The sequence below is a fragment of the Senegalia massiliensis genome (genome assembly GCF_009911265.1).
Taxonomy (GTDB): Bacteria; Bacillota; Clostridia; order Tissierellales; family SIT17; genus Anaeromonas; species Anaeromonas massiliensis_A.
On the sequence record NZ_QXXA01000009.1, the window covers coordinates 161,700 to 182,810 of the forward strand.

22 protein-coding genes, 1 other RNA gene and 1 other annotated feature are annotated in these 21,111 nt (G+C 27.0%); all 23 genes read right to left on the bottom strand.

Annotation, left to right across the window (positions count from 1 at the left end):
• Window positions 1–117: 117 nt before the first annotated feature.
• Window positions 118–452: RNase P RNA component class A (gene rnpB, locus D3Z33_RS09185), an RNA gene on the bottom strand.
• A 90-nt stretch (window positions 453–542) separates the two neighbouring features.
• The gene (locus tag D3Z33_RS09190; protein ID WP_160197460.1) at window positions 543–1,262 is read right to left on the bottom strand and encodes a zinc ribbon domain-containing protein; all 720 of its coding nucleotides are present in this window, start codon (window positions 1,260–1,262) and stop codon (window positions 543–545) included.
• A 19-nt stretch (window positions 1,263–1,281) separates the two neighbouring features.
• The gene (locus D3Z33_RS09195; protein ID WP_160197461.1) at window positions 1,282–2,388 is read right to left on the bottom strand and encodes a Nif3-like dinuclear metal center hexameric protein; all 1,107 of its coding nucleotides are present in this window, start codon (window positions 2,386–2,388) and stop codon (window positions 1,282–1,284) included.
• Window positions 2,363–3,064: a tRNA (adenine(22)-N(1))-methyltransferase gene (locus D3Z33_RS09200; RefSeq protein ID WP_160197462.1), complete on the bottom strand. Its 702-nt coding sequence runs from the start codon at window positions 3,062–3,064 to the stop codon at window positions 2,363–2,365. Before D3Z33_RS09200 ends, D3Z33_RS09195 begins: the two co-directional genes overlap by 26 nt.
• A 50-nt stretch (window positions 3,065–3,114) precedes the next feature.
• On the bottom strand, window positions 3,115–4,248 hold the full coding sequence (rpoD, locus tag D3Z33_RS09205; RefSeq protein ID WP_160197463.1) for an RNA polymerase sigma factor RpoD: 1,134 nt from the start codon (window positions 4,246–4,248) through the stop codon (window positions 3,115–3,117).
• 24 nt (window positions 4,249–4,272) lie between these two features.
• A complete protein-coding gene (gene dnaG, locus D3Z33_RS09210; RefSeq protein ID WP_160197464.1) occupies window positions 4,273–6,087 on the bottom strand; it encodes a DNA primase in 1,815 nt (604 codons plus the stop codon).
• 21 nt (window positions 6,088–6,108) lie between these two features.
• On the bottom strand, window positions 6,109–6,582 hold the full coding sequence (locus D3Z33_RS09215) for a YaiI/YqxD family protein (RefSeq protein ID WP_160197465.1): 474 nt from the start codon (window positions 6,580–6,582) through the stop codon (window positions 6,109–6,111).
• Window positions 6,583–6,674: 92 nt separating this feature from the next.
• A complete protein-coding gene (locus tag D3Z33_RS09220; protein WP_160197466.1) occupies window positions 6,675–7,679 on the bottom strand; it encodes a deoxyguanosinetriphosphate triphosphohydrolase in 1,005 nt (334 codons plus the stop codon).
• A gap of 186 nt (window positions 7,680–7,865) precedes the next feature.
• A complete protein-coding gene (locus D3Z33_RS09225) occupies window positions 7,866–8,681 on the bottom strand; it encodes a pyruvate, water dikinase regulatory protein (protein ID WP_160197467.1) in 816 nt (271 codons plus the stop codon).
• Between the two features lie 12 nt (window positions 8,682–8,693).
• Entirely contained in the window at window positions 8,694–9,329 is a 636-nt protein-coding gene (locus tag D3Z33_RS09230) for a helix-turn-helix transcriptional regulator (protein ID WP_347561246.1), read from the bottom strand.
• 25 nt (window positions 9,330–9,354) lie between these two features.
• A complete protein-coding gene (gene glyS, locus D3Z33_RS09235; protein WP_160197468.1) occupies window positions 9,355–11,430 on the bottom strand; it encodes a glycine--tRNA ligase subunit beta in 2,076 nt (691 codons plus the stop codon).
• Window positions 11,431–12,306: a glycine--tRNA ligase subunit alpha gene (gene glyQ, locus D3Z33_RS09240; protein ID WP_160197469.1), complete on the bottom strand. Its 876-nt coding sequence runs from the start codon at window positions 12,304–12,306 to the stop codon at window positions 11,431–11,433.
• Between the two features lie 50 nt (window positions 12,307–12,356).
• Window positions 12,357–12,524, bottom strand: a binding site (T-box leader).
• Between the two features lie 62 nt (window positions 12,525–12,586).
• A complete protein-coding gene (locus tag D3Z33_RS09245) occupies window positions 12,587–13,048 on the bottom strand; it encodes a DUF4342 domain-containing protein (protein ID WP_160197470.1) in 462 nt (153 codons plus the stop codon).
• Between the two features lie 20 nt (window positions 13,049–13,068).
• Window positions 13,069–13,812, bottom strand: coding sequence for a DNA repair protein RecO (gene recO / locus D3Z33_RS09250; protein ID WP_160197471.1), 744 nt, complete (start codon window positions 13,810–13,812; stop codon window positions 13,069–13,071).
• A 20-nt stretch (window positions 13,813–13,832) separates the two neighbouring features.
• Complete coding sequence (locus D3Z33_RS09255) at window positions 13,833–13,976, bottom strand: YqzL family protein (RefSeq protein WP_160197472.1); 144 nt, start codon at window positions 13,974–13,976, stop codon at window positions 13,833–13,835.
• A 91-nt stretch (window positions 13,977–14,067) separates the two neighbouring features.
• Window positions 14,068–14,958, bottom strand: a complete 891-nt coding sequence (gene era, locus D3Z33_RS09260; protein ID WP_160197473.1) for a GTPase Era — start codon at window positions 14,956–14,958, stop codon at window positions 14,068–14,070.
• Window positions 14,948–15,370 (bottom strand): cytidine deaminase, encoded by a 423-nt coding sequence (locus tag D3Z33_RS09265; RefSeq protein ID WP_160197474.1) that lies wholly within the window; start codon window positions 15,368–15,370, stop codon window positions 14,948–14,950. Before D3Z33_RS09265 ends, era begins: the two co-directional genes overlap by 11 nt.
• Window positions 15,371–15,383: 13 nt before the next feature.
• Window positions 15,384–16,424, bottom strand: a complete 1,041-nt coding sequence (locus D3Z33_RS09270; protein ID WP_201750482.1) for a DUF3048 domain-containing protein — start codon at window positions 16,422–16,424, stop codon at window positions 15,384–15,386.
• Between the two features lie 5 nt (window positions 16,425–16,429).
• On the bottom strand, window positions 16,430–17,704 hold the full coding sequence (locus D3Z33_RS09275) for a hemolysin family protein (protein ID WP_160197475.1): 1,275 nt from the start codon (window positions 17,702–17,704) through the stop codon (window positions 16,430–16,432).
• Between the two features lie 21 nt (window positions 17,705–17,725).
• A complete protein-coding gene (locus tag D3Z33_RS09280) occupies window positions 17,726–18,415 on the bottom strand; it encodes a diacylglycerol kinase (RefSeq protein WP_160197476.1) in 690 nt (229 codons plus the stop codon).
• A 15-nt stretch (window positions 18,416–18,430) separates the two neighbouring features.
• Entirely contained in the window at window positions 18,431–18,889 is a 459-nt protein-coding gene (ybeY, locus tag D3Z33_RS09285; protein WP_160197477.1) for an rRNA maturation RNase YbeY, read from the bottom strand.
• Window positions 18,890–18,900: 11 nt separating this feature from the next.
• On the bottom strand, window positions 18,901–19,872 hold the full coding sequence (locus tag D3Z33_RS09290) for a PhoH family protein (protein ID WP_160197478.1): 972 nt from the start codon (window positions 19,870–19,872) through the stop codon (window positions 18,901–18,903).
• A gap of 2 nt (window positions 19,873–19,874) precedes the next feature.
• Window positions 19,875–21,107, bottom strand: a complete 1,233-nt coding sequence (yqfD, locus tag D3Z33_RS09295; RefSeq protein ID WP_160197479.1) for a sporulation protein YqfD — start codon at window positions 21,105–21,107, stop codon at window positions 19,875–19,877.
• Window positions 21,108–21,111 lie beyond the last annotated feature (4 nt).

Here is a 21,111-nt window from a genome sequence, read left to right on the forward strand (position 1 = left end):
ATTTAACATTAAAAAGCATGATATGCTTGTACTCTTTTAAAATTTCTGCTGTATCTTTGTATATTTTTAAGTTATTTAAAAATACCATTACCTCATGCGGTAATGGTATTTAAGTTATATACGACTAAATCTATAAGCCGAGTTCTGTATCTGACGATCATCTTTCTAGATCTACTGTTACCAGTAGACTCAAGCGACCTACCTACGGGATACTACGAGCAGTAGCTTTTTCATCCCTACTTGGTCTTGCTCCGAGTGGGGTTTACAGAGCAGACTAGTCACCTAGCCTCTGGTGAGCTCTTACCTCACCTTTCCATCCTTACCTGTCATGCAGGCGGTTTATTTCTGTTGCACTATCCTTAGAGTTACCTCCACTGGGTATTACCCAGCACTCTTGCCCTATGGAGCTCGGACTTTCCTCATGTAATTCATGCGATCATCTGATTTACTCGTATTTAATTTTTATTTTTAATCTATAAATAATATATCATATACTCATAATCTAATCAAGAACCCTTTTATCCCTATATTTCCTTAAATTACTAATTATCATCTTGTTCATAATAGAGCATTCTACCACAATTATCACAATATACAACTTCTTTGCCTTTTTTAACCTTTGAAGCAACAATTGAGGGTATTGACATATGACATCCCGTACATTTATCATCATCTAGTTTTGATATTGGTTTTGATTTTTTTATTTTTAAATTCTCATATTTAGATAATATTTCATTTTCTAATGATAATTTTAATTTTTCTATTTTATTTTCTAATTCTTTAATTTGTTTTTTTATATCATTTAATATATTTATATTATCTTTTTCAGAACTTTTATGTTTTGTTTGTAACTGTTCATAAATTTTCTCAGAATTATATAATTCCTTTGTATTTGTTTCTACATCTTCCATTAATTCTAGTATTTCATTTTCTAATTTTTCTTTTTCTTTTTTTAAATCTGCTTCTTCTTTTTGGAGTTTTGTTAACTTCTTTACATTTGAGATATCACCACTATACAATTTAGAATTTGTATCTTTAATTTGAAAATTTATTTCTTTTAATTTATGATTTAATCTTTTAATTTTCATATTGTCAACTTCTAGTTGAGTTTTAAAATTAATTATATCATATTTTTTTTCATTTAAACTCTCTGATAATTCTTCTAAATTTTTATTTGCCTCTAAAAATTGTTTTTTATTTTTGAATGTTTCTATTTCTTTTTCATATTCATAAATTTTCCATAGTATTTGTGTTGTATCCATAAAAGCACCCCCAGCTAGATTATATTGTTTTATATTGAGCTATATTATCATTTTCTGCCACTATAATTTCTATATCTGATTTAATTTTTGAACTTAAATATTTTTTTATACTATCCATTACAATTTTTTCAGTATGAAAATGACCTGCATCAATTAAATCTAGGCCTATTTCTTTTGCTATTTGTGCATCATGATGTTTTATATCTCCTGTAATATATACATCTGCTCCCTTTTTATATGCATCTAATATAAAATCTGCTCCACTACCTCCCGCTACAGCTATTTTTTCTATGTTTTTTTCTAAGCTTCCATATACACGTACATTTTGTATATTTAATCTTTGCTTTGTTTTTTCTGCCAATTTTTTCAAAGTAATCCTTTCTATATTTCCAAACCTACCTATTCCATATTCTTTTATTTTATTTTCTAATTTTATTATATCATATGCTACTTCTTCATATGGATGAGCATTAATCATCTGTTTTAATACATTATTTAAATTTGATTCCTCAACTACTACTTCTATTTTTATTTCTTTTACAACTTCTATTTCTTCTTTACTTCCTAAATAGGGGTTTGAACCTTGTTCTGGTTTAAATCTACCCATTCCTTCATATGAAAATGAGCAATTACTATAGTTACCAATATTTCCTGCTCCACTTTCTCCAAATGCTCTTCTCACTTCTTCTTCGTGAGTTTCTGGAACTGTTACTACTACTTTGTATAATTTATCACTATGAGTTTTAGATAATATTTTAGGATTTTCTATATCTAATAATCTTGCCAATTCATCATTTACTCCATTATTAGATGCATCTAAATTTGTATGTGCAGTATATACTAATATATCATTTTTAATTAGTTTTTCTACTATTTTACCTTTATAGGTATTCAAATTAATTTGCTTTAAAGAAGAAAAAAATAAAGGATGATGAGATATTATCATATCTACTTGTTCTTTTACTGCTTTATCAACTACTTCTAAGTTTATATCTAAAGCGAGTAATATTTTTTCTACTTTTCTTTTTGTATCTCCTATTTGAAGTCCAACATTATCCCAGTTTTCTGCTAAATTTTCAGGTGCAATTCCTTCTATATATTTAATTATCTTTTCTGAATCTATCATTGTATATCACCTCCAATTTAGATAGTCTATTTTTAATCTGATTATATTTTAGATTTTCTTTACTACTGTTTTTCTCAATATTTTTTAATATGCTTTTATTTTTATTTATTTTCTTTTCTAAAAAGGGTTTTAGTAATGGATCGTTCTTTTCTATTAGTTTTTTTCCTATTTCATAATATATTTCATCTTTTACTTTTTCTTGTCCTTTTTTAGCTACAATTATTTCATAATATCTATTGTCTTCTCTTGCCAATTTTTCATCTGTTATTTTATAATTATTATCATATAGATATTTTCTAAGCTCACTACTTGCCACCATTGGTTGCAATATAAATTTTTCTGCTTTTTTAGATATATTTTTATTTTCTTCTAATATATTCTGTATTAATATACCACCCATACCTGCTATTATTACAGTATCTACTTCATTTTCATTTAATGGAGAAAGTCCATTTCCAAGTCTTGTATCTATTTTATTTTGTAATTTTTTATTATTTATATAATCTATTGCACTTTGGAGCGGTGCTTTATTTATATCACACGCTATTACCTTTTTTGAAATTTTATTTTCTATTAAATATACTGGAATATATCCATGATCTGTTCCAATATCTGCTACAATACTATTCTTATCTACCATTTTTGCTATTTCTAATAATCTTGGAGTTAGTTTCATTTTTACCTCCTCTTATTTTAAAACATAAAAATGCTCTATATAGAGCATTTTTATTCTAAAAAGTCTTTTAATTTTTTGCTACGGCTAGGATGTCTTAACTTCCTAAGAGCCTTTGCTTCAATTTGTCTTATTCTTTCACGAGTAACATCAAATTCTTTACCAACTTCTTCAAGAGTTCTTGCTCTACCATCATCTAATCCAAATCTTAAACGTAATACTTTTTGTTCTCTATCTGTAAGAGTGTGTAATACATCTACTAATTGTTCTTTTAACATTGTAAATGTAGCTGCTTCAGATGGTGCTTGAACGTCTTCATCAGGTATGAAATCACCTAAGTGACTGTCTTCTTCTTCACCTATAGGTGTTTCAAGAGATACTGGTTCTTGAGCTATTTTTAATATTTCTCTTACTTTTTCTTCATCTAAATTCATTTCTTTTGCTATTTCTTCAGGACTTGGATCTCTTCCTAAATCTTGTAATAATTGACGTGAAACTCTAATGAGTTTATTTATTGTTTCTACCATATGAACAGGTATTCTTATTGTTCTTGCTTGATCTGCAATAGCTCTTGTTATTGCTTGTCTTATCCACCATGTAGCATATGTTGAAAATTTATAGCCCTTTGTATAATCAAATTTTTCTACAGCTTTTATTAAGCCCATATTACCTTCTTGTATTAGATCTAAAAAGAGCATACCACGACCAACATATCTTTTAGCTATACTAACTACTAATCTTAAATTTGCTTCTGATAATCTTCTTTTTGCTTCTTCATCTCCTGCTTCCATTCTTTTAGCTAAGTCTACTTCTTCTTGAGCTGTTAAAAGTGGGACTTTACCTATTTCTTTTAGGTACATTCTTACAGGATCATCTACACTTACACCTTTTGGAACACTTATTACAGGTGTTTTATTTTCCTTTTCATCATCATTGTTTTCTTCATTGTCAAGTAATATATCATCCTCTTTATCACCTACTACATCTATTCCTTTATCTTCTATGTCTTGATATATTTCATCAATTTCTTCAGGCGATAAATCCACCTCTTCTAATGGATCTATTATTTCTTTGTATGTTAACATGCCCTTCTTTTTACCTTTAGCAATGATTTTCTTTATGACTGCATCCTTTTTATTAGTTTTATTGGATTTTTTACTTTTAGTGTTATTCTTTTTATCACTCATTGCCTTTCCTCCTTTCAATAACAATTAGTGATTCATCTTTAATTGCTTGTTTATTTCTGTGAATTCCATAAATAACTCTTTTAATTTTTGAACCTCTCCTTCAGCATTATCTTTTTTGCCAAGATTTTTAATTTCTTTTTTAATTTTTTCTCTTCTAATTTTTAATTTATAGTAATTTATATTATCAATATAATCTTGGATTGCTTTATCAGTATCATCAACAAGTGAATCTAAATTCAAAATTTCATCTAATCTATTAGATAAATTTTGTTCTAATCCTATTTTCAGATTATCTATATTTAAATTTTTAGAATCACTATATTCTTTATATATGATTTTAGCTAGTTCTCTATTTTCTTTATTTAGAAAGTCTAAATAATTAAAATCATCTTTTAGTTTTTCATATATATTATGGTCATTTATAATTAAATTTAAAATACTTTTTTCTGATGCAATATGACCTGATTCCAATTTATATTCTACAGGCATTATATAATCTTTTCTATTATGTCTATAATGAATGTTAGAAGAGTTTCTATCAGAGTAATTAGATTTATTTTTATTATAGATTTGGTTTCTTATAGCATCTAAAGATATACCTGTACTGTTAGAGATTTCATTTAGATATACGTCTAGTTCTATTTCATTTTTTATCTTTTTTAAAAAAGTAGATATTTCTTCTGTAAATTTAATTTTACCTTCAACTGTTGATATATCAAATTTCTTCTTTAGACTGTATATTTTGTAATCTATTAAATTTAATGATTTATCTATTGCTTTTTCAAATGCTTTTATTCCTCTTTCTTTTATAAAGTCATCTGGATCTTTTCCTTTAGGTAATATTATAACTCTTGGTTTTATACCTATTGAATGAAATACTTCCAAAGCCTTATCTGTAGCTCGTTTACCAGCTGTATCTGAGTCATAACATATATAGAATTCTTTAGCATATTTATTTAGTAATTCAGCTTGCTTCTCAGTAAATGCTGTTCCAAGTGAGGCTACAGAATAACTTATACCATGACTATTTAGAGATATTACATCCATATAACCTTCTACTAATATAGCTCTATTATAAGATATATTCTTCTTTAAAATATTAATACCATATAAATTATAACCTTTATTAAATATAGGAGTATCAGGAGTATTTAAATACTTAGGCATAGTGTTATCAATTACTCTTCCACCAAATCCTATTATTTTACCTCGTATATTAATTATAGGAAATATTATTCTATTCCTAAATCTATTATAATATCCTGATTTATCTTTTCTTTTAACTATTAATCCAACTTTATATATAAGCTCAGTAGAAAACCCTTTATTTTTTAAATATTTAAATAGATCATCCCAACTATCATTGGCAAAACCTATACCAAATCTATTTATAATATTGTAATTAATTTGTCTTCTTTTTAAATATTCTAATGCTTTTTTATTCTTTTTTAGATTTCTATAGTAATATAAAGCTGCTTCTCTATTTAGTTCAAATAATTTTTCTCTTTCCTCATATTTCTTTTTATCTTCTTCGTTATTATTTTCTGGTAATTCAATATTTGCCCTATGAGCTAGAGTCTCTAATGCTTCAATGAAATTTAAATTCCTATGTTTCATTAAGAATGTTATTACATCTCCACCTTCTCCACATCCAAAGCAATGAAATATTTCTTTAGATGGAGACACCATAAAAGAAGGTGTCTTTTCATTATGAAAAGGACATAAACCTTTATAATTAGTACCTGCTTTTTTAAGATCTACATAACTTGAAATAACTTCTACAATATCATTTGCATCTCTTATTTCATTTATTACCTCATCATTAAAATTATAAGGCATTAAAATCACCTTCATATTTATTTATTCGCCAGAAAAATTCTTATTCCTTCTTATTGAACAAATTAATTTTATAAATTTTTCTTCAAACTTTTTATTATCTTTTTTTTCTCTTTTTCTATTTGTAGATTTTACTCTTTTATTTAATTTTCTTTGCTCTTTACTTAAATATCTTCTAGTTAAAAGACTATTAATATTATCATTATTATATATATATCCTTTAGAAGATATACAATAACATTTTTTAGATAATACTAAAGAAGCAAGTCCATAATCATCAGATATGACAATATCATCTTTCTCTAGTCTATTCATTATTTCTATGTCAGCAGCTTCTGAAAAATTATCTACATATATATAATGGGAACTATCTATTTCAGAGTTTATAGAATAATGAGATATGCTTGTTATGAATAAAATATCAATATTATATTTGTTTGAAATTTTATAAGCTAAATCTTTTACAGGACATGAGTCAGAATCAACTAATATTTTCATTTAATCCTCCTCATTTATTACTACTAAATAAAATTCGACATTTTTCTTCTAATTCCTTCATTTTTTCTAAAAAAAATATTAATTATTATTAATTATTTATGCCAAGGTGATGGTACAAATATATTATTAAATGTTTTAATGGCATATCTATCAGTCATACCAGCTATATAATCTGAAACTATATCTTCTTTGTCTCCTATATTTTCTCTGAATTCTAAAGGAATTTTTTTGGGATCTTTAATATAATATTTATATAATTGTTCAATTATATATTCTGCTTTTCCTTCTTCTTTTTTAGCCTTTTTATTTAAATATACCATTTCAAACATAAATTCACGTAATTTATTTGTATAAAGCTCTATTTGTTTACTCATTTTTATAAAATCATTATTCATACTATTTTGGATTACATCTACAATCATAGTATTTATTCTTTCACCATGTGTTTCACCTAATATGTCAATACAATCTTTAGGTAAATCTTCTTTGCCTAATATTCCTGCTCTCATAGCATCATCAATGTCATGATTTATATATGCTATTCTATCGCAGTATTTCAATAATTGTCCTTCTAATGTGTTAGCTTTCAATTCACCTGTATGATTCAATATTCCATCTTTAACTTCATAGGTCAAATTCAATCCTTTTTCATCTCTTTTTCTTGTTTCCAAAAATGAAACAACCCTAAGACTCTGTTCGTTATGGTTAAACCCCTTTGGATTCAATCTATTTAATACCCTTTCACCTGTATGTCCAAATGGAGTATGACCTAAATCATGACCTAAAGCTATTGCTTCTGATAGATCTTCATTTAGGCTTAAAGCTCTTGAAATTGTTCTTATTATTTGTGAAACTTCAAGGGTATGTGTGAGTCTTGTTCTATAATGATCTCCTTCAGGTGATAAAAAAACTTGAGTTTTATGTTTTAATCGTCTAAAAGCTTTTGAGTGAGTTATTCTATCACGATCTCTTTGAAATACTGTTCTAATGTCACATTCTTTTTCCTCTCGTTCTCTACCTTTTGAGTCCATGCTTAAAGTAGCTTTAGGAGATAAAATTTCTTGTTCTAACATTTGACTTTTTTCTCTTAATTTCATGTTCTCACTCTTTTCTATATGTTTTTGTCTTCACTATATATATTGGACAAATAGATATAAAATTCCTCTATTTATATAAAATTAATCTATGCTTGCTATAAATATAACCATATTTATATATACTTAATCATATATATAGTTATTATTCTATAAACATAATTAAAGAGGGTTAACCCTCTTTAATTATTAATCATTATTATTTTCTCTTAATAATTCTAATATAACTCCCGCTGTTTCTTCTACTGCTTTATTTGATACATCTATGATTTGACAACCTAAATCTTTCATTAATTCTTCAGCATATTCAATTTCTCTTAATATTCTTTCCATACTAGCGTAACTAGCTGTATTATTTAAACCTAAAGATTTTAATCTTTCTTGTCTAATTTCATTTAACTTAATTGGATTTGCTGTCAAACCTATTATTTTCTTTGGATTTATTTCATATAACTCTTTTGGAGCTTTTACTTCAGGTAATAGAGGAATATTTGCAACTTTCATATTTTTATGTGCTAAATACATACTTAAAGGAGTTTTAGAAGTTCTAGAAACCCCTATTAAAACTATATCAGCTTTTTTAATACCTCTTGCATCTTTTCCATCATCATATTTAACTGCAAATTCTACTGCTGCTACTTTTTGAAAATAATTTTCGTCTAATTTCCTTATTAATCCTGGTTCTCTTTTTGGTTTTATTGCCACTACAGATTCTATTGCATTTAGTATAGGTTCCATTATATCAACTGCTTTTATATTATATTCATGAGATTTTTCTATTAAAAACCTTCTTAGTTCTTCTACTACTATAGTAAATAATATTATACTATTTTCTTCTTTTGCTTCTTCTAAAATCTCTATTACTTGTTCTTTTTCAGTTATATATGGAAATCTTCTCATTTCAAAATTACCAGAATTAAATTGACTTATTGCTGCTTCTGCAACTTCTTCTGCTGTTTCACCAATAGAGTCAGATAATACGTATGTTACCATTGATTTCTCCATATAATCCCACCTTTAATTTTCTATCCCTAAATCTACAAATAATTTAGTTATATTTGTTTTGGATATTTTACCTACAACTTTAAACTTTTTATCCTCTGTACTATCTGTATTTATTTCTACAATTGGAAGACTATCAAATTCATGCTCAATAATTTTCACTGCTGCTTCAAGAACTGATTCCTTTTCTTCTAAATATACTATATTAGGCATCCTACTCATTATTACAGCAACTGGTACCTTTTCTATATCAACACCACCAATAGCACTTTTAAGTAGATCTTTTCTGGATATTATACCAGTTAGATATCCATCTGAGGTAACAAATATACTCCCTACATCATCTATAAAAAGAGTTACTATAGCGTCATATACAGATGTCTCTTCATCAACTACAGTTGGTAAAGATTTAATTTCTCCTACTTTTATAGATTCTATTTTGTCTCGAAATATATTTATATCTGACTTACCTGAATAAAAATATCCAACTTTAGGTCTTGCATCAAGTATTCCACTCATAGTAAGAATAGATAAATCTGGTCTTAATGTAGCTCTGGTTAGTTTCAACCTTTTAGCAATAGCTTCACTAGTTATAGGTTCGTTCTCTTTTACAATTTCAATTATCTTTTCTTGCCTATCTGAAAGTTTTATACCTCTCACCTCTTTACTTCTCTTATTAATCTCTTGAGATCTTAGATAAGTCACAAACTTCAAGCATCATGTTATATATGCTCTTAATTAAAGCAAGTCTATTATTCTTTATCAATTCATCCTCTACCATAACCATTACATTATCAAAAAACTCATCGATTGGATTTCTTAATTCTGCTACTTTTTCTATTGCTTCATAATACTCTTTTTCTTGTATATTTTCATGTACTTCTGTTTTTATTTCAATATACTTTTCATATAATGCTTTTTCTTTTTCTTCCTTTAATAAATCTACAGAGATTTCATCGTTTTCCGCTTTCTCAGCTATTTTTGAAACTCTATTAAATGCAGCTAATATTTCTTCTACATCTTCATTTTTACTCCATTTATCTAATTGCTCTATTCTTACTTCCATATCTGTAATATTATCATTACCAGTGCTTATTACAGCATCTATTATATCATACCTTATTCCTTTATCTATAAACATGTTTTTGATTCTCACATTAAAGAATTCTGTTATTTGACACTTCACTTTATCAAAGTCAAAATATAATTCATTTTCAATATATATTCTAAGAGAATTATCTATAGAGCTATTTAGTGATAAATCTAAGTTTTTATCCAATATTATATTTATTATACCTAAAGCAAGTCTTCTAAAACCATATGGGTCTTGACTTCCTGATGGCTTCATTCCTATAGCAAAACCACCACAGATACTATCCAATTTGTCCGCTATACTAATAATTGCTCCTGCTGTTGTAGTTGGAAGATTATCTCCTGCAAATCTAGGTAAATAATGTTCATATATAGCTAAACTTATTACTTCATTTTCTCCTGCTATTTTTGCATATTCTCTTCCCATTATACCTTGAAGTTCTGTAAATTCATTTACCATTTTAGTTACTAAGTCTGCCTTAGATAATAAACTTGCTCTATCTATATTTTTTTCTGTTTCTTCCCCTAAATCTAACTCTTTTGCTATATCTATAGATAATTCGTTTATTCTTTGAGTTTTATCAAATATTGTACCAAGTTTTTCTTGATATACAATTGTTTTTAAACTTTCTACATATTCTTCAAGCGGTCTTCTTACATCTTCATTGTAGAAGAATTTTGCATCTTCAAGTCTAGCATCCAATACTTTTTCATTACCTTTTGTCACTATATCAATATGTTCTGAATTACCATTTCTAACTGCTATAAAATATGGTAATAAATTACCTTTATCATCTATCACTGGATAATATCTTTGATGCTCCTTCATAGGAGTAATTATTACTTCTTTAGGCAACTTCAAATACTCTTCTTTTATTCTACCTCTTAATGGTGTTGGATACTCTACTATATAAATTAATTCTTCTAATAGCTCATCATCTTGTAATAGATTACCACCTTTTTCTTTAGCCAGCTTTACACAACCAGTTTTAATAATTTCTTTTCTTTTTTCTTGATCTACTATTACATAATTTTCTTTTAACTTTGTAAAATACTCATCTGTATTTTCGATTTTTATATTATCAGATCCTAAGAATCTATGACCTCTAGTAATATTAGATCCTTTTATACCTTCTAAATCAAACTCTACTATTTCACTATTAAATATTGAAACCAGCCATCTTATAGGTCTTGCAAACTTTATATTTTTTCCTCCCCATTTCATAGGTTTAGGAAAATGAATCTTCTTTATATAATCACTTATGTTTTGTTTTAGAATATCCTTTGTATTTGTTCCTTCCACATGTTTATTTGCAAATACATATTCTTCTCCATTAAATTCATCTATGATTATATCCTCTATATCTACTCCTTGTCCTCTAGCAAATCCTAAAAGTGCTTTTGTTGGATTATTATTATCATCAAATGCAATTTTTTTAGATGGTCCTTTTACAGTTTCTTCTAAGTCAGATTGCATATCACTTATTCCTTCTATAAATAGAACTAATCTTCTAGGTGTGCCAAAAGTAGATATTTTTTCATAATTAACTCTATTCTCATTTAATAGCTCTTGCATATTATCTTTCATCTGTTCTAATGTGTTTTGCATAAATCTATATGGTATTTCTTCTGTTCCTATTTCTAAAAGATACTTACTCATTTATTTTTCCTCCTTTAACAATGGAAATCCTAATGCTTCTCTTTTTTCTATATATTTAGAGGCAATGAGTCTTGCTAAATTTCTCACTCTTGATATATACCCAGTTCTTTCAGTTACGGATATTGCACCTCTTGCATCTAATATATTAAATGCATGTGAGCACTTTAATACATAATCATAAGCTGGATATACTAATCCTTCTTCTATTAATGCTTTAGCTTCATTTTCATATACTGAGAATAAATTAAATAATACATCTTTTTTTGCTTTTTCAAAACTATATACTGAATGCTCAAATTCTGCTTGTTTAAATATTTCTCCATACTTAATATCTTTTGTCCAATTTATGTCAAATATATTATCTACATCTTGAAGATACATTGCTATTCTTTCTAATCCATAAGTTAATTCAGCTGATTCAAGTTCACAATTTATTCCTCCAACTTGTTGGAAATATGTAAACTGAGTTATTTCCATACCATCAAGCCAAACTTCCCAACCAAGGCCCCATGCTCCAAGTGTAGGTGCTTCCCAATTATCTTCTACGAATCTAATATCATGTTTTAATGGATCTATGCCTATCACTTTTAAACTTTCTAAGTATAATTCTTGTATGTCTTCTGGAGAAGGCTTAATAATTACTTGTAACTGATGATGTTGATATACTCTATTTGGGTTTTCTCCATATCTTGCATCTGCTGGTCTTCTTGAAGGCTCTACATACACCACTTGCCATGGTTCAGGTCCTAAAGCTCTTAAAAATGTATTGGGATTCATTGTGCCAGCACCCTTTTCCACATCATAAGCTTGCATTATAATGCAACCTTTTTCTCCCCAGTATTTTTGTAATTTTAACATAAGGTCTTGTAAATACAATTTAACTCCTCCTTCTTCTTTTCAGACAATAAAAATACCCCTCATCCCTATATAGGGACGAAAGGTTAGTTCCGCGGTTCCACCCTATTTGGTACAAATGTACCCACTTAAATAGTTGCTCAGAGGTGCCTTCAATTAATATACTATTCCAGGCTCACACCATCCCTGAATCGCTTTTATAATATAGTTAATTTACTAATCCTCTTCATAGCAAAAAGTGTTATATTATAATAATCTACCAGAAACTCATCATATTGTCAATATCATCTTTGTTTTTATATTATTCACCAGTAGTTTCATTTTTATTTTTTTTACCTTTTCCCATAAATTTATTCATAGTATCACCAGCTAACTTATTTAAACTCACAATTTCTCCATCTTCTTTTACTATTTTAATAGTTGTTTTAGATATCATAGCTGCAGCTATCCCAAGTGCTGAAAGTTGTGGAGCAAGAACAGCTCCTATAGCACCTGCTGTCACAGGGATATTCATTATAGTTTCTCCATCCCTCTCTAAAATTATCTTAGTTACATTTCCTTTTTTAACTGTTTCTTTTAAAGTTGAAATTATTTCTTCACTTTTTTGATTAAAGTTAAATCCATCGTTCTTTTCACTATTTTCAATTTCAACTAATGCGTCTACAACATTTCCGTTATTTCTTTCCAGTGCTTCCTTTGCTTCTTTATAACTTACACCTGTACGCTCTCTTATTGTGTCAATTTTTTCTAAACTTATTTCCATTTAAAACACCTCCATGTTATTTATATGTTTAATGAATTTATGAAATTTAAAGATTTAAAATTTGTTTTATCTAAATTTTTAGATATAAATGATAACATTATCTCTCCTATATTTTTTAATATATTTTTATTTATATCTATATTTAAAATTTCTTCATAAGGAGTAAACAACAAAAACTTCATTATATTTAAAGTTTGTATATCTAATTTTTTTGAATATCTATCTATAGATTTACATTCATTACATAATGCTCCACTATTTATTAAACTAAATCTTATATTATTCTCTAAATCTTTATGACAATTTACACAATTTATTAAATGAGGTCTATATCCTAAATAAGATATAAACTTCAATTCAAATGCTCTAGTAATTTGATCATATTTTTCTTCTTCTACTATTATATCTAAAGTTTTAAGTAAAAGTTCAAATATCTTTATATTTGTTTCTTCCTCAATTAAACCAGCATTAGTTAATTCCAATATATATGAAGCATAGGATAACTTTTCTAAATTATCTCTTAAAGGATAGTAAGATTTAATAGTTTCACTTTGATTTAAATTATATAAATTTTTTCCTTTATATAATATGAATTCACTTAATGAAAATACTTGTGTTGCTGATATATTTTTACTTTTAGGTCGTCTTACACCTTTTGCAATAGCTTGTATTTTACCATGTTGTTTTGTATATATAGTAAGTATTTTATCCCAATCATTAAAATTGATTGCTTTTAATACTATCCCTTGAACCTTAAATAACATTTAGCCACCTCTAACTTGCATTAACTGTGTAAATCACTTTCTAACTTACTTTTAAAAGTTTTATTTTCTATTTTTTCTTTGTTTTCACTATCAATTTTACAATATAAATACGCATCTATTTTTCCAGTAGCTTCAAATATTTTCCACATATCATTTTTTAACATTATAATCCTCCCCATATTTTAGTATATTTATATTTTATGGTGATAGAATTAGATTATACAATGTAAATAGTGTAAATAATATTTGTTTATTTTACCTTTTATATCCCATACGTTTAATTAAATTTTCTTTTTCACGCCAATTTTTATTAACTTTTACCCAAAGTTGAAGATTAACTTTTAGATTTAAAAATTTTTCTATATCTTCTCTTGCACTTTTTCCTATACCTTTAAGTTTTCTACCACCTTTACCTATTATTATACCCTTATGTGAGTCTTTTTCACAATAAATTGTAGAATGAATATCAATTATATTTTTATCTTTTCTTTCTTTCATCATTGTTGTTTCTACAGCTATCCCATGAGGAACTTCTTCATTTAAATATCTTAATGTTTTTTCTCTTACAATTTCTGATATTATAATTCTTTCTTGTTGATCTGTTATCATATCTTCTGGATAATATTTAGGTCCTTCAGGAAGTAATTTTTCTATATTTTTAATTAAAGTATCAACATTCTTTCCCTGTTTTGCAGAAATAGGAATTATATATTCGAAATTATGTTTTCTATTATACTTTTCTATTAATTTGTCAACTTCTCCATTGGATAATTTATCAATTTTATTGATTACTAATATTTTAGGCATATGGATATCTTCAAGTGATTTTAATATTCTGCTATCTCCTGGTCCTATTTCCATACTATCATCTACTATCCAAACTAATACATCCATATCTTCTAATGCTAAAGAAACTTCTTTATTCATAAATTCACCTAACTTATTTTTAGGTTTATGAATACCTGGAGTATCTACAAAAATCATTTGACTTGTTTTTGTAGTATGTATAAATTGTATTTTATTTCTTGTAGTTTGAGGTTTGTCTGATATTATAGAAATCTTTTCTCCTATTATATGATTTAATAATGTAGATTTACCTACATTCGGTCTACCAATTATTGTTATAAAACCTGATTTAAATTTCATCTTTACCATCCTTTATTATGTCTTCTATTAAATCTTCTGGCCCAAAACTATATGGGAGCAATTCTTCTAATGTAAATTCTTTATATTCATTTTGATTTTTCACTATATAAATTGTCAAGTCCTTTGAAAATTCTCTCATGACTTGTCTACAAACTCCACAAGGAAATGTATATTCAGAATCTCCGGTTATAGCTATTGCTTTAAAGTTTTTATATCCTTCTGATACAGCTTTAAATATAGCTGTTCTTTCAGCACAATTAGTAGGTGTGTAACTTGCTGATTCTATGTTACATCCCGTATATATTTTATCTTCCTCCGTTAAAACAGCTGCTCCTACTCTAAATTTAGAGTAAGGAACATATGCCATTTCTTTTGCTTTTAATGCTGAATTTATTAACTCTTGTTTTTTCATCTTTTCACACCGCCTACTCTGTTATTTTTATTTCTGGATTGATTCGGGTTACTTGAATCCAAGTCATACCTGGATTTAACTTTATCCTATTTCCTGATTCATCAAAATATTTTGTCTTAGAATATTCATCTTCTTTTTCCCAGTTTATATTTATGTAATTACCTCTAGTAAAGTATTTTCCTTTTCCCTTTCCAACTGTCTCTATATAGAGTCTTCCTTGATCATCTATAACTTTTTTATTTGCTTCTTGAATTATTATATTTGTAGCTGTTAAATTGTTACTATTATTTTCATCTATATGAATTTCACCATCTTTATATCTAATATATTTTCCTATTTCTTCATCATATTTATAACTTGTTGTATTATGTTTAGAATAATTTATTTTCAATGTATTTGCAACTTCTCCTTCTATATCTTGGGAATTTTCATTAAATAGGAATGCCTCATAATTAGGCTCTGTATTAAAACCTTTTTCTTTTTCGTATTTTCTTATATCTTCCATATTGGTATATAAATTATGTGGTGATTTTTTACCTACTTCATTATTTCTATAAAAAACATACCCTGGAGCACTCATACAATCAGCTTCATCAATTCCAAAACTTATTATTTGTTCTTTTGCTTCTGGACTCCCACCACAATGAACATATATAGCATTATATTCAAGCAAAGCTCGTAAATAATATGGCCTTGCACTTCTAACTGGACCTATTACATCAGGATTATTTCTAAGAAATATCCCCATATATCTTGTGATATTTCCTTCAACTAAGAATTCATATACTATTTCTGCTTCACTAAGTCCTGCTTGCCATCTTGCATCTTTTTGATTGTCAAACATTATGGCTACTGGTCTTTCATTTTTTAGATCATTTTTTGTTTTTATTCCACTTAATGGTGAAAAAAAACCATTTTCAGCTCCATTATTATTAGATCCATCTTCATTTTCTTCTGTATTTTCTAAACTATTACCTTGTTCAATTTCTTTGTCGTTACATCCTACACCCAATATTAATAAAATAATTACTAAAAATAAAATTAATTTTTTCAACTAAATCACCCCTGATTTTTTTTAGTTATTTCTACTAATATTACTCTCCTGTTTGTAACTTTTTTAACTGTTATATTTATTTTATCACTATCTAATTTATCTCCTTTTACTGGAACTCTTCCTAATGTATTAAATATATAACCACCTAAAGAATCAAATTCTTCTTCTGGAAAATCAGTTTTAAATAATTCATTTATATCTTCCAAAGATACTTCTGCCTTTACATTATAAGTATTTTCATTAATTTTTTCTATTAAATCTACATCAACATCATATTCATCTAATATATCTCCTACTATTTCTTCTAATATATCTTCTATTGTAACTAATCCTTCTGTTCCACCATATTCATCTAATACTATTGCCATATGAACTTTATGATATTGAAGTTCTCTTAAGAGCTTATTTACTTTTTTTGTTTCAGGTACATAGTATGCATTTCTCATTATATCTACTATTTTAGTTTCATTTAAATTGACATCTTTAAATCCAATAAAAGGAAGTACATCTTTAGCATAAAGTATTCCTACTATATCATCTATACTTTCTTTATATACAGGTATTCTAGAATGACCATATTTAGTGATCTTTTCTAATGCAACTTCCATGCTATCATCTTCTGAAACTGCTATAATATCTATTCTTGGTACCATTACATCTCCTACATCAATATGGTCTATTTCAAATATATTTTCTATCATCTCTTTTTCCTGTAGTTTTACTACCCCTTCTTCTTCTCCTACATCAACAAGAGAACGTATTTCTTCTTCTGTTACAAATGGTCCAGTATTATTTATATCTCCACCCATAAGTTTTATGAAAAACCCAGTAATAAAATTTAATACTATCAATATAGGTTTGAATATTAATGAAAGTAAAATTAATGGTCTTGCTATTAAAACAGATATTTTCTCTGGATTTTGTGCTGCATATGTTTTGGGGGTTATTTCTCCAAATATTAATATTAATATAGTCATAATTCCTGTAGAAACAAGCGTAGAACTACTTCCTTGAAAAATCTCAACTGTAACTTCTGTAAGTATTGCAGTAGCTAATATATTAACTAAATTATTTCCTATTAAAATTGTAGATAGCATTATATTTATCTGCTTTTTTATTCTCTCAAGTAATAATGCTTTTTTTTGATCGCTTTCTCTTAATTTTCTTATTCTTGCAATTTTTAAAGTGGTTATTGCTGTCTCTGAACTAGAAAATATTCCTGACAATATTAAAAGTATAAATAAAATACCTAAACGTACGTATAAAAAATTATCTGACAAGTAAATCCCTCCTGCTTAGAGCTATAATAATTGAAATATTAATACAGTTATTAATATACCCAATAATGCTCCATTAACTACTTGAAAAAAAGTATGTATTTCTCCTTCTATTCTACTTTGTCCTACTAAAATTGATAGCATAAAACTAAGTGTTGCAATCAATATATTCTCTGTTAAAAAAGTCACTACTGTTGATATAGTAAAGGCTAAAGCAGCGTGACCACTTATAATCCCACCTTTAAAAGGTGTTCCTGTTTGTGTAACAGTCTTTATTACAACAGTAATTATAGTTATAAGTAATATGCATATGAAAGTAAGATGTACAGGAGAAGATCTTATTTTAAATATTATTGACTTTGTAAAAGGATTTACTCTATCAAAAAATAAAAGATATCCTACCATTATAGAATTAAGTGCTGCAACTAATACTGCTCCCGCTGCAACATTTTTTGCAATTTTTGCTAAAGGATGAAACTCGCTTGTAAACATATCTATAGTTTTTTCTACAGCTGTATTTATCATCTCTGCTATTATAACCAATGATATAGCAAAAAATAATGATAATAGTTCAAGTTTTGAAAAATTAAAAAACAAACTTAATATTAATATAAGTGTCATAACAAAAAAATGTATTCTCATATTTCTTTGTGTTTTTAGTGTATAGATAATTCCCTGTACTGCATAGTTGAAACTATCTATTAGTCTTTTCATTAGCTTTCCTTCTTTCTAATTATTTCTAAAAATTCTTAAATTTTTCATGACATCTTTTTCTTTCCTTCTCATAATAATTTTTTCACTATCTGTTAAATGATCATACCCCATAAGGTGGAACATACTATGAGCTGTAAGGTAAGCTATCTCTCTTTCTAAGCTATGGCCATATTCTTTTGCTTGTTCATTTGCCTTTTCTATAGATATTACAATATCACCTAAAGTTGGCAAATAATCTTGTCCTTCTAATTCATCTTCCATTGGGAATGACAACACATCAGTTTCTTTATCTTTCCCGCGGAATCTTTTATTTAATTCTTTAATCTCTATATTATTCACAAATGAAACGCTTATTTCATAATTGAATCCATATTTTTCATAATCTAAACATTCCTTTATTACACTATTTATAATCTCTTCAATTTTTTCATCTAATAATATTTCTGTTTGTCTATTATCAATATAAACTTCCATTGATTCTCTCCTTATTTTTTCTTTTTCTCATGATTTTCATAAGCTTCTATAATCCTTTGTACTAGTTTATGTCTTACAACATCTTGTTTGCTAAGATATATAAAGTCAATTCCTTTTACACCTTTTAAAATATGAGTAACTTGCTTTAATCCTGATGTCTTTCCATATGGTAAATCTACTTGTGTTATATCACCAGTTATAATTGCTTTTGAACCAAAACCTAGTCTTGTCAAAAACATTTTCATTTGTTCAGATGTAGTATTCTGTGCTTCATCTAGTATCACAAATGCTGAATCAAGTGTTCTACCTCTCATATATGCAAGTGGTGCTATCTCTATTAAACCTCTTTCTCTATTTTTCAAAAAGGCTTCTCCACCAAATATATCAAATAATGCATCATAAACAGGTCTTAAATAAGGGTCTACTTTGTCTTGTAAATCACCTGGTAAAAATCCTAGTTTTTCTCCAGCTTCTACTGCTGGTCTTGTTAAAATTATTCTTTCTACTTCTTTGTTTTTAAATGCTTGAACTGCTTTTGCAACAGCTAAATAAGTCTTACCTGTTCCTGCAGGACCTATTCCAAATACTAGATCATTTTTAGCCATAGAATCTATGTATCTTTTTTGCCCTAGTGTTTTAGGTTTTATAGTTTTACCTGAGTAAGTAACACATACTGTATCATCTAATAGTTCTTTCATTTTGTTTTCTTTTCCTTCATATACAAGTGTTATTGCATATCTAATTTGTTGGTTTGTAAGTTTACCTTCTACTTTTACTATGTCTATTAATTTTTTTATTAGGGTATCCACAAGTTCTACATTTTCTTTTTTCCCTAAAATTTTTATTTCACCTTGACGAGATACTATGTCAATATCAAATTCTTCTTCTATTAGTTTAATATTTCTATCAAAATCTCCGTATAATTCCCTACTAAAATCTTCATCATTTATCTTTATGCTCTTTTCATATCTACTTTCTGTCAATACTATTCCTCCTTATTTTCTTCTGAATCGTCATTTTGAATTTCTATATTCTCATTAATATATTTCTTTTGTGCTATATTTTCAATTAACTCTACTTTTATACTAGCTATTAAAAAATTGTCTTTTCTTTCAAATGTTATATCTTTGGATAAAACTTTACTATCTTCTTTTACATCTTTCATAGCCTCTTTTGTTATTATAACACTTAAGGACTCCTTTAATGAATCTATATTTTGTTTTACTGTTTCTTTTTTTACCTCTCTATATTCATGTTTAATTATATCAAATGGAATTATTGAATAAAAACTCTTATCTTCATCACCTATAAATTCTCTATAATGTTTAAATGGTATATCATCTTTTTTAATATGTATACTTTTTTCTCCAATTTTTATCTCTCTAGAAAAATATTTTTCTCCAGTTTCTTTTTCTACTTCTTTAACTATAGGTTCTTTTATAGTTTTATAATAATAAGTTCTTGCAAGTACTTCACCTTCTGAATGAACCAAAAGTATATTTTCATCTTCTTCATTTTTTATAACACCTGATATTAATGTCTGGCCTGATTTAACAATATCTCCTTTTTCAACTACGGCTTTGCCATTTTTAGCAATTACTTTTTCTATTACCCCTTTTTTAGAAGCAACTATATTGGTAGGTTTAGATTTATCCCACTTATGATCATGAGTATAATATTCTCTTTCTTTTAAATCTATAATTAGTTTAGTTCCTTTAAGTTTTAAATTTATATATGATATATCATCAAATTCTTTTAAAATCTCAATTTTTAATTCTTCATTATCTATTGTTGATTTTCTTACTCCAATTTTTACCCCTTCTCTATTTAAGTATTCTATTAATTGTTTTTCATCAAATTCTTCAGGTGAATATATGTCTATAGTCCAAACAAATGAAGTTAAAAAAAAGATTACACCTATCATTAAGATGAAACCTAAAGCCAACATCTTCCTTTTTCTTAACTTCGTAAATAAAAAAGGGAACCCTTCTCTAGATATTACTCCATATCTTGATCCGACTTTCAATATTATTGGTTTGAGCTGTTTAAAGCCTTTTAAACTAACCTTTGCTTCAAGGGTCGTATAGTCTAATCTCTCTATATCCCAAAGGTAAATATTATTTATAGTAGCTAAATTAATAAATCTTTCAAGTGTCAATCCCTCAATTCTTATAATAACATACCCTCTAATATAATTCCATAATCTTATGATTAACAAGATA